The following is a 7,369-nucleotide window of genomic DNA, read 5'->3' as shown; positions in this document are numbered from 1 at the left end:
CGGCTCAATATCCTTCGCCGGCCATCCTTGCCTATGCAGTCAGGGCATCGGGCACGGCGGTGGTGACCGTCTCGTTGCGCCGTGAGATGGCAGGCGGCAGGGCCGGCGAAAAATTCTGGTCGTTGATCCGCTCGCTCGGCGTCAAAATCCTGCCCAACACTGCCGGCTGCCACTCCGTCAAGGAAGCGGTCACGACCGCGAAGATGGCGCGCGAAGTTTTCGGCACCAACTGGATCAAGCTCGAAGTGATCGGCAACCACGACACGCTGCAGCCGGACGTGTTCGGGCTGGTCGGGGCCGCCCGCATCCTGTGCGAGGACGGTTTCGATGTATTCCCCTATACCACCGACGATCTTGTCGTCGCCGAGCGGCTGCTGGAGGCGGGCTGTCAGGTTCTGATGCCGTGGTGTGCACCGATCGGTTCCGCCCTCGGGCCGATCAACATTCCGGCGCTGCGCTCGATGCGCGCACATTTCCCCGGCGTTCCACTGATCGTGGATGCTGGGCTCGGGCGGCCGTCGCACGCGGCCACCGTCATGGAACTCGGCTTTGATGCCGTGCTCCTGAACACCGCGGTTGCCAAGGCGGCCGATCCGGTCGGCATGGCGTGTGCGTTCGGCAAGGCGGTCGAGGCCGGTCGTGAAGCTTTCAGCTCCGGAATGCTCGAACCGCGCGACGTCGCCGCGCCATCGACGCCGACCATCGGCAGGGCAGTTTTTTCATGAAGCTCGATCCCTTCTACCTGATCATCGACAGCGCTGCCTGGATCGAACGGCTGGTGCCGCTCGGCGTCAAGCTGGTGCAACTGCGCATCAAGAGCATGGATGAAGCCGGGTTGCGCGCGGAGATCCGCAAGGCCAAGGCTTTATGCGCCCAGCACCAATGCCAGTTCATCATCAACGACCACTGGCGCCTGGCAATCGAGGAAGGCTGCGACTTCGTCCATCTCGGCCAGGAGGATTTGCTATCCGCCGACCTCGCGCGGATACGGGCAGCCGGCGTGAAGGTCGGGGTCAGCACGCATGATCATGTGGAACTGGAAACGGCCATGGCCGCCATGCCCAACTACGTCGCGCTCGGCCCCATCTATCCCACCGTCCTGAAGCAGATGAAATGGGCGCCGCAAGGGCTCGAGCGGATCAGCGAGTGGAAGCATCGGGTGGCGCCGATCCCATTGGTCGCCATTGGCGGCCTCAACCCCGACCGGCTCGACGGTGTTTTCGAGGCTGGTGCGGACAGCGCGGCAGTGGTCACCGACATCACGTTGAATGCCGATCCCGAAGCGCGCACGCGAGAATGGATCGAAAAGACAAAGCCATGGCGCTGAGGCGAGAACCGCATGTGCTCGTGGTCGGCGGATCAGACTCCAGCGGTGGGGCTGGAATTGCACGCGATATCGAGACGATCTCTTCCATTGGCGTGCGCACCTGCCTTGCCGTCACCGCGCTGACGGTGCAGACGCACGAAGCCGTGATGGAAATCCATCCTTCGCAACCCGATCTTGTGGCCAATCAGATGCGCGCGGCGCTGCAGGCCAACGAGGTGGCGGCCATCAAGATCGGGATGCTCGCTACGGCCGAGATCGTCGTTGCCGTTGTCGCTGTGCTGCGCGAAAATCCACAGGTGCCGGCAGTGCTCGACCCGGTGCTGGCCTCGACGTCGGGCCGGGCGCTCCTGGAAGCCGGCGCCATCGCCGCCATGAAGCGTGATCTGATGCCATTTTGCGGTCTGGTCACCCCCAATCTCTTCGAGCTGGCGCTCCTTGTTGGCGCGGAACCGGCGGCGGACGAGAGCGACGCGGTGAAACAGGGACGGAAATTGCTGGCATCTGGCGCGCGGGCCCTGCTGATCAAGGGGGGCCACGCTGCGGGACCTCGTTCGACCGATATTCTGTTGCGCCGTGATCAAGAACCAATCCGCTTCAACACACCGCGCCTTGCAGGATCGATGCGCGGGACGGGATGCATGCTGGCCAGTGCGATTGCGGCGCATCTGGCGAAGGCGAACTCGCTTGAGGACAGCGTGCGCAAAGGCAAGCTATTTGTGTTCGAGAAGCTTCAGAAGCAAGCAGCCGAATGACAGTGGCTTTATGCCCAAGTTGATCTGCCCGCCTGAGCGGGCGCCCGTCTTTCGATCCTCGGCCTTTGAGTGTTTCATGTGCGCGAAGCAGACCCGCCGATTTGCGCGTGGCGCTCCGCCCTATTTGTAGCGTCCACAATCGCGCGGATCGCCTCCGATCATGGTTTGGCCCGCCCACGTTCGACGAGCTGTTCCAGCGCGCTCGCCTCATCCTCGCAGCCGTAAATCATTGAAATCATTTCGTGAATTATGGTACCGTTGGCTGGGATCGAACCAGCGACCTCCGGATCCACAATCCGGCGCTCTAACCATCTGAGCTACAACGGCACGTTTGCCTGAGTGGGATCGAAGCAGAAACTCATCCCACTCGACCGCTCTGTCGTTCGGCGATGCGTCCTTACGGGCTTATGGATTCTAATTCAAGGCTTTTGGAAAGCAAAGATCACTTCCCCACTTCGGCACGACATTTGCCTGGCAAAAAGGGGCACAAGGCAAGAACAGGGCGCCAGACAAAGAAAAAGGCCGGCGGGAGGAGGTGCCGGCCTTTTCCTGTTACGAGCCAGCGGGAGGAGGTGCTGGCTGGTCACCCCGGGAGGCAGAGGGAGGAGGTTCCACCCGCCGGGTATTCCTTGATGGTCACCATCATACGGCTGATCTATCTTAAGAAAATGCGACCTTTTGTTGCATCTTCAGATCATGCGTAAATGTTAGGCGACCTTGATTTCCTTCATCGCCTTCTCGAAGGCGGTCTTGATCGGCTTGGAGACGTCCTCGACCGCCTTGGAGGCGACAGCCTGGAAGTCCTTGGCCTGCTCGACGGTGGTTTCGACGCGCTTGCGCAGGAACGCGGTCTGCAACTCGACGACTTCCGACAGCGACTTGGCGCCGATCAGCGCTTCAAGGTGCGAGAAGCCGGCTTCGGCATTGGCACGCAGGGCGGAAATGGTCTTGAGCGAAAGATCGCTGGAAACGGTCTTGGCGGTCTCGAAGGTCGACTCCAGAGCCTTCTGGGTCTCCTCGGCGCCGGTCTTCAGCTTGGCATAGGCTTCCTTCGACTGCTCAACGCCCTTTTCGGCGAAGGCGCGCATCTGGTCGGTGGCCTTGGAAGCGTCGAAGCTCGGGAATTCAACGTTTTCGATCGTCTCGGCGGTTTTGGTCCTGGACATTTTCCATCCTTTTCAGCGGCAGCGGCTTTGACGGAAAGCCGTCTCGTTCATGTATGATGGCAATATAAAGGCAAATTTTGTGCATTGCAATATCTTTGTTGCAGTGCACCATAAATTCTTTTGGGCCATTAACCAAGAGCCCAAATTCCAGCCTTTGCACGTTCTGGCTTGTGGACCTTCGCGCCTCCGGCTTTTATTAACAAAGCGTTAACTGCAAATTCGCCGCTCCGTTAGGGTTAGCCAAGCGCATGCCGTCCGAATATTCCTTCCTCGACGTCGCCGTGCTCGACGCGGTCCGCCAGCGCTTTGCCGCCGGCGACGCGATCGCGATCCTGTCGGCGGACCTGGAGCAGGTGATCTGGGCCAATGGGCCGGGAGCCGCGACGTTCGGCTATGCCGACATCGAGGCCATCATCGGCGCCTCGACGCAGCTGCCTTTGATCGCCAAGCGCCAGATCATGGCGACCAGCGGATTTCCCGAGATTGGCAGCGACCGCGCCATCATGGTGCGGCTGGCGACCGGCATGACCAGCCGCGCCGTCGGCTTCCTGGCCAGTGCCGTGAGCATGCCGGACGCCGAAAAGGCGATCATGCTGGCCGTGCCGGCGGCGCAGACGGGTTCGCGCAGTGCCGGCGAAATCGCCGCTCGCGCCATCAGCGGCCTTACCGAGGATGGCCATTTCATCGCCTTTGTCGATGCCGCGGGCAACATCGAGGCCGCCTCGGAGGGGTTTTCGGCGCTGGGTATCCTGCCGGAGACGCTGGCCGCGCTCGTCGCCGACGTCGCGGCGGAAAGCGACCGCATCGTCAAGCGCCTCGTCCCCGGTGGCACCGCCTCCTATCCGGCGGGGCTGGCAAGACTGACCGAAGAGCGGCATCTGCTGGTGGTGATCGACGAGGACCAGCTCGACGACACGACCGCTGGCGACGAACACCCGGCGCAAACCATTGCCGAGGCTGCGCCGGCCGGCGACGTCGCCGCATCGCAACCGCATGAGATCGCCGACGCGACGGCGCAGCCGCCCACGGCAGCCAACAGCGATCAACCGGCAGCCGCGCGCACGCCGGCGCAGCACGACCATTGGTACTTCAATGCCGGCGAGGACGAAGGGCAACGGGCGCCGCGACCAGCCGCGCCCGAAGCTGAAGCACCGGCTGAACCGGCCGCCCTGGAAATTCCTGCCCAAGACACGAAACGGGACGATGTCCAGGCCACCTCCGCGCCCGCGACGGTCTCGGCGACAGATCGCATGGCGGCGCCGGTACGCTTCGTCTGGCGCACCGATGCCGAGGGCAAGTTCAGCGCGCTGTCGCCGGAATTCGCCGACATAGTCGGCAAGCCGGCGGCCGACGTGATCGGCCGGCGCTTCAGGGATGTCGCGGCCACCTTCGGTCTCGATCCCTCCGGCGAGATATCAGGACTGCTCGAACGGCGCGACACCTGGTCCGGGCGTTCCGTGCTCTGGCCGGTCGTCGGCACCGGTCTGAAGATACCTGTCGACCTGGCGGCGCTGCCTGTCTATGGCCGCAGCCGCGCCTTCGAAGGTTTCCGCGGCTTCGGCGTCGCGCGCGCCAGTGATGCGGTCGTCGATCCGGAAGCCATCGGCATGGCGCTGGTGCCCAACGGCAAGGCGCCAGCGACGCCGGAACCGCAAGCCGTCGAAGCCGAGCCCGAACAGCCAAAGGCCGAGGATGCTCAGGCATCGGATCCGTTCAATGGCGAGGTGCCGGCGCTGACTATCGTGCCGAAACCGGAACGGCGCTTTGCCGACAAGGTGATCAGGCTGGCCGAACATCGGCAGCCAGCCAACGACAAGGGTCTGTCGAGTCTGGAACGCAGCGCGTTCCGCGAGATCGGCGAGCGGCTGAAGAAAGACAGCTCCCCGGTCGAGCCGCCAGAGGCCGAGAAGCCCAGCCTTGAAAGCTTCGAGGAAGCGACGACCGAAACATCTGCTGAACCTTTGGGAAAAGCTGACGTGCCTAAAGCGGAGGCCGAAGCCCCGGTCGAGGCGGCTGGCGAGGTTGCGTCGACGCCCGATGCTGTCCAGCAGGAAGACTCCACGCATGCCGGCGAAATCCCCGCGGCAGAGCCAGAGAACGAAACAGCGCCAGCCGAGCTGTCCGAAACCGATGTCGATGCCGAGGACGAGCGGGGTCTGGCGCGGCTTGATGGCGGCCATCCGAACGAAGCGGTTCATGAAGACCCCTCCGAGTCGAATGCGGCGGCGGGCTCATTGCTCGACTATGCCGACCATGATGACGACAGCATGACGTCGGCGGACTTTCGCGATGCCGAGGATAGTGAAGATTGGGCGCAGCCCGACGAGGAAGCCTCGGCGCCTGCCGAGCAGGCGGTTGCGTCGGCCGAGGAACCCGCCAGTCCAAGCGCCGCCGTTGCGGCACGCGTCGAGCGCCCTCGCCTGCAGGTGCCGCCGCTCAAGGCCGAAGGATTCGTGCCGTCGGCGTTTTCGGCCGGAGATGAGCACAAGGCTCCGGACACTTCGCTTCTCGGCAAGCTGCCCGTGCCGCTGCTTATCCATTCCGGCGACCAGTTGCACTATGCAAACGAGGAATTCCTCAATCTGACCGGCTATGAGGCGCTCGACGACCTGGCGGATGCCGGCGGCCTCGGCGCGCTGTTTGCCGATCCCTACGCCCACGACGGCGCTTCCGACGGCGCCGATCGCGCGCTTCGGTTGAAGACGCGTGACGGGCAGGAATTCCCGATCGAGGCTATTTTGCGCTCAGTCCCCTGGCGCGACGGCAAGGCGCTGATGCTGGTCGTTCGCCGCTCCGGCGAGGATGACGCACCGGTGAATGCGGTTGGCGACGAGCAGACGCAGCCCGACATTCCCGAGCTAAAGGCGCGAATCGCCGAGATGCGCACCATCATCGACACCGCCACCGACGGCGTCGTGCTGATCGGCCGTGACGGCACCATCCGCTCGATCAGCCGTCCGGCCGAAGCGCTGTTCGGTTTCGACAGCGACGACGTGACCGGCAAGCCGTTCGCCTCGCTGTTTGCGATCGAAAGCCAGCGCGCCGCCCGCGACTATCTCAACGGACTGTCCGAGCCCGGCGTGGCGAGCGTGATGAATGACGGGCGTGAGGTGATCGGGCGCGAGGCGCAGGGGCGCTTCATCCCGCTGTTCATGACCATTGGCCGATTGCCCAACGACAGTGGCTTCTGCGCTGTCGTGCGCGACATCACGCAGTGGAAGCGGGCCGAAGAGGACTTGACGCAAGCGCGTGCGGTGGCCGAGCGCGCGTCCTCGCAGAAGACCGATTTCCTCGCCCGTATCAGCCATGAGATACGCACGCCGCTCAATGCCATCATCGGCTTTTCCGAACTGATGGTCGACGAGAAGTTCGGACCTGTCGCCAATGACCGTTACCGTGACTATCTGCGCGACATCAACCGGTCGGGCAATCATGTGCTCGACCTCGTCAACGACCTGCTCGACATATCGAAGATCGAAGCCGGCCAGCAGGAGATGGCCTACGAGGCGGTGTCGCTCAACGACACGCTGGCCGAGACAGTGGCGATGATGCAGCCGCAAGCCAACCGCGAGCGCGTCATCATCCGCTCCAGCTTCGCTTCGCGGTTGCCGGAAGTGGTGGCCGACCTGCGCAGCGTGCGCCAGATCGCCCTCAACATCCTGTCGAACGCCATCCGCTACACCCAGGCCGGCGGCCAGGTGATCGTCTCGACCGCCTATGAGACATCGGGCGACGTCGTCATGCGGGTGCGCGACACCGGCATCGGCATGAGCCAGGCCGAGATCGAGCAGGCGCTGAAGCCGTTCAAGCAGATCAATGCGCTGAAGCGCGGACGCGGCGACGGCACCGGGCTTGGATTGCCGTTGACCAAGGCGATGGTGGAAGCCAACCGCGCCCGGTTCATCATCAACTCGACACCGGGTGAAGGCACGCTGGTCGAGGTCGCTTTTCCCTCGACCCGTGTACTTGCGGAATAGGCCAGCGCCCCTCCACAGCTCGATCTCGTACCGGCAAAAGAAAAGGCGCCCAAAGGACGCCTTAAGAGATAGGATTGCTGTCACAACGGGGGCTTGAGCGAATTCGGATCCTCCGGGGGCCGAGGAACGGGATTTCTCCCTCAAGTT

The 7,369-nt window shown here is 63.5% G+C and carries 5 protein-coding genes and 1 tRNA gene; 4 read left to right on the top strand and 2 right to left on the bottom strand.

Features of this window, described 5'->3' with window-relative positions; genetic code table 11:
• From NKH03_RS29300 to NKH03_RS29290, 3 genes are all read left to right on the top strand, one after another.
• Positions 1-725, top strand: a 725-nt coding sequence (locus NKH03_RS29300) for a thiazole synthase (RefSeq protein ID WP_352972327.1), incomplete at its 5' end; no start/stop codon positions are given.
• On the top strand, positions 722-1,327 hold the full coding sequence (locus NKH03_RS29295) for a thiamine phosphate synthase (RefSeq protein ID WP_352972324.1): 606 nt from the start codon (positions 722-724) through the stop codon (positions 1,325-1,327). The genes NKH03_RS29300 and NKH03_RS29295, both read left to right, overlap by 4 nt.
• Positions 1,318-2,079 (top strand): hydroxymethylpyrimidine/phosphomethylpyrimidine kinase, encoded by a 762-nt coding sequence (locus tag NKH03_RS29290; RefSeq protein ID WP_352972321.1) that lies wholly within the window; start codon positions 1,318-1,320, stop codon positions 2,077-2,079. Before NKH03_RS29295 ends, NKH03_RS29290 begins: the two co-directional genes overlap by 10 nt.
• 250 nt (positions 2,080-2,329) lie before the next feature.
• Here NKH03_RS29290 and NKH03_RS29285 read toward each other — a convergent pair.
• Positions 2,330-2,406: transfer RNA gene (locus NKH03_RS29285), tRNA-His, on the bottom strand.
• Positions 2,407-2,786: 380 nt separating this feature from the next.
• On the bottom strand, positions 2,787-3,245 hold the full coding sequence (locus NKH03_RS29280) for a phasin (RefSeq protein WP_352972318.1): 459 nt from the start codon (positions 3,243-3,245) through the stop codon (positions 2,787-2,789).
• Between the two features lie 248 nt (positions 3,246-3,493).
• Between NKH03_RS29280 and NKH03_RS29275 the strand changes: the two genes are divergently transcribed.
• Positions 3,494-7,222 carry a PAS domain S-box protein gene (locus NKH03_RS29275; protein ID WP_352972315.1) on the top strand — a complete coding sequence of 1,243 codons (3,729 nt, stop codon included), beginning with the start codon at positions 3,494-3,496 and terminating at the stop codon, positions 7,220-7,222.
• The last annotated feature ends 147 nt before the right edge of the window (positions 7,223-7,369 follow it).

This window comes from Mesorhizobium sp. M1406, assembly GCF_040317555.1.
Classification (GTDB): domain Bacteria; phylum Pseudomonadota; class Alphaproteobacteria; order Rhizobiales; family Rhizobiaceae; genus Mesorhizobium.
Note: the sequence above shows the minus strand (reverse complement) of the source record. Positions and strands in the feature narration are given on the sequence as shown.

Bases quoted from the DNA above. Each gene is read 5' to 3' on its own strand.
- NKH03_RS29290 (WP_352972321.1), top strand. From the start codon at position 1,318: ATGGCGCTGAGGCGAGAACCGCATGTGCTCGTGGTCGGCGGATCAGAC.
- NKH03_RS29275 (WP_352972315.1), top strand. From the start codon at position 3,494: ATGCCGTCCGAATATTCCTTCCTCGACGTCGCCGTGCTCGACGCGGTC.
- NKH03_RS29280 (WP_352972318.1), bottom strand. From the start codon at position 3,245: ATGTCCAGGACCAAAACCGCCGAGACGATCGAAAACGTTGAATTCCCG.
- NKH03_RS29295 (WP_352972324.1), top strand. From the start codon at position 722: ATGAAGCTCGATCCCTTCTACCTGATCATCGACAGCGCTGCCTGGATC.